General features: G+C 63.1%; 3 protein-coding genes. All 3 read left to right on the plus strand.

Translation table 11 applies throughout. The features are described from left to right. A partial coding sequence (locus tag EN969_RS26340; protein ID WP_127419527.1) for an L-serine ammonia-lyase occupies window positions 1-1,154 on the plus strand: 1,154 nt, incomplete at its 5' end. Between the two features lie 76 nt (window positions 1,155-1,230). Next, window positions 1,231-1,668 (plus strand): DUF1489 family protein, encoded by a 438-nt coding sequence (locus EN969_RS26345; RefSeq protein WP_013531780.1) that lies wholly within the window; start codon window positions 1,231-1,233, stop codon window positions 1,666-1,668. 84 nt (window positions 1,669-1,752) lie between these two features. Beyond that, window positions 1,753-2,484: a hypothetical protein gene (locus tag EN969_RS26350; protein ID WP_027161546.1), complete on the plus strand. Its 732-nt coding sequence runs from the start codon at window positions 1,753-1,755 to the stop codon at window positions 2,482-2,484. The last annotated feature ends 54 nt before the right edge of the window (window positions 2,485-2,538 follow it).

Consider the following 2,538-nt stretch of genomic DNA (forward strand, 5'->3'; position numbering starts at 1 on the left):
ATCCCGACCAGGCCGATGGCATTGCCAGTCGCATCGCCGCCGAAAAGCGTATTTCGCCGCCCGGCCATCCCACCTATCGCTTCGATCCGGCCAGCGATCTGGTGCTGGACCGCAAGACGCCGCTCACCGGCCACGCCAACGGCATGGCGTTCTACGCCTATGATTCCGGCGGCCGCCTGCTGCTCAAGCGCATCTATTATTCGATCGGCGGCGGCTTCGTGGTTTCCGAAGAGGAACTGCAGCGGATGAAGGCCAAGGGATCGGTGACGACGGAAGGCAAGAAAGTGCCTTATCCGTTCAAGAATGCGGTCGAGATGCTGGCCATGGCCGGCAAAAGCGGCCTTTCCATCGCCGACATGAAACGCGTCAACGAGGAGACGCAGATGACGCGCGAGGCGCTCGACGCCGGCCTCGACGGCATCTGGAGCGCCATGAAAGGCTGCATCGACCGCGGCCTGTCGCAGGACGGCATCATGCCGGGCGGGTTGAAGGTGCGCCGCCGTGCCCGCATGCTGCATGACAAGCTGCAGGAGCAATGGCAGCAGAACAAGCCCAATCCCTTGCTCGCCAATGACTGGCTGTCGATCTACGCCATGGCGGTGAACGAGGAAAACGCCGCTGGCGGCCGGGTCGTCACAGCGCCGACCAACGGTGCGGCCGGCACGCTGCCGGCGGTGCTGCGCTACTGGCTGCATTTCCATCCCGAGGCGGACCAGCCGAGCATTCGTGATTTCCTGCTGACGGCTGCTGCGGTCGGCGGCATCATCAAGACCAATGCTTCGATCTCCGGCGCCGAAGTCGGCTGTCAGGGCGAGGTCGGGTCGGCATCGGCAATGGCGGCGGCCGGCCTGTGCGCCGTCATGGGCGGTACGCCCGAGCAGGTCGAGAATGCCGCCGAGATCGCGCTCGAACACCATCTCGGCATGACCTGCGATCCGGTTGGCGGGCTGGTGCAGGTGCCGTGCATCGAGCGCAATGCGCTGGGCGCGGTCAAGGCGGTGACGGCAGCGTCACTGGCCATCAAGGGCGACGGCACCCATTTCGTACCTCTCGATGCAGCAATCGAGACCATGCGCCAGACCGGCCTCGACATGAACGAGAAGTACAAGGAAACCAGCCTGGGTGGGCTCGCCGTCAACGTCGTGGAATGCTGAAGGCTGGCCTAAACTGCCACTGTGGAGAAGTCGATCCGGTCGTTGACGCGTCCGCATGCGGGACTAACCTTAAGCGATGTCTCTCAATCTCATAAAACTCTGTGTCGGCTGCGACAGCGTCGAAGATCTCGAGGAGTGGATCGCCTTCCGCCTCGACGAGCGGCGGCGCGCCGGTGAGCCGGTCGAGCAATATCACACCACGCGCATGATGCCGACGCGCGGCGCCGAGGTCACCGATGGCGGTTCGCTCTATTGGGTGATCAAAGGAAATGTGCAGTGCCGCCAACTGATCACCGAGATCCGGCCGTTCACCGATAGTGAAGGCATCGGCCGCTGCCACCTGATTCTCGACCCCGAGGTTGTTCGAACCGACTGGCAGCCGCGCCGGGCCTTTCAGGGCTGGCGCTATCTGAAGCCGGCCGACGCGCCGCTCGATCTGGGCAAGGGCAAGGCCGGACTGATCGAGATGCCGCCGAAACTCAGGCGCGAGCTTGCCGACCTCGGCCTGCTCTGACCCCAGGTGGCATCACCGTCTGGCCCTTTGTGCCACCCGATGTGGGGCTTGCAAGCGATGTGGCAACGCCACATCTTGTTTTTTATGAGCGATAAGAAGCAACCTGTGCCAGCGAGGACCAATCCTGCGCCGATCAAGCCTCAATCCAACGCTGGCGAGATCGACGCCTTCATTCGCCAGGCGAGGACACTTGCCGCATCGGCGACCGGTTCGGGCAGGCTGATCCTTGCTCTCGACGCGACGATGAGCCGCCAGCCAACCTGGGATCTGGCCTGCACGCTGCAGGGCCAGATGTTCGACGCCGTCGGCAAGGCAGGAACCCTCAGCGTGCAACTGGTTTATTTTCGCGGTCTTGGCGAGTGCCGTTCGTCCGCTTTCGTGAGCGACACCAATGCCTTGAAGCAGCTGATGACGCGGATCGAGTGCCGCAGCGGTCACACCCAGATCGGCAAGGTGCTGGCGCATGCGTTGAAACAGACGGCAACCGCTAAGGTCAATGCGCTGGTCTATATCGGCGATGCGATGGAAGAGGATATCGACGATCTGGCCGAAAAGGCCGGCAGCCTCGGCCTTCATGGCGTTCCTGTCTTCGTCTTTCAGGAAGGCCATGATTCCAGCGCGGAAAAGGCATTCAAAGAGGTTGCGCGGCTGTCCAAGGGGGCCTGGTTCCGGTTTGATCGGCGGGCTGCCGCGACCCTGGCCGGACTGCTTTCGGCTGTCGCCGTGTTCGCGACCGGCGGGTTGAAGGCGCTCGAAGCCAGAGGCAGGCCGGAAGACCGGCTGATGATCGAGCATCTGCGGGGCGGCGGAAAATAATGGGCGCAATCATCGCTTTTGTAGCGTTGCTTTTGCTGCTGCTCGGCGCGGTGA

The sequence above is a fragment of the Mesorhizobium sp. M7A.F.Ca.CA.003.01.2.1 genome (assembly GCF_003998945.1).
In the GTDB taxonomy this organism is placed as follows: Bacteria; Pseudomonadota; Alphaproteobacteria; order Rhizobiales; family Rhizobiaceae; genus Mesorhizobium; species Mesorhizobium ciceri.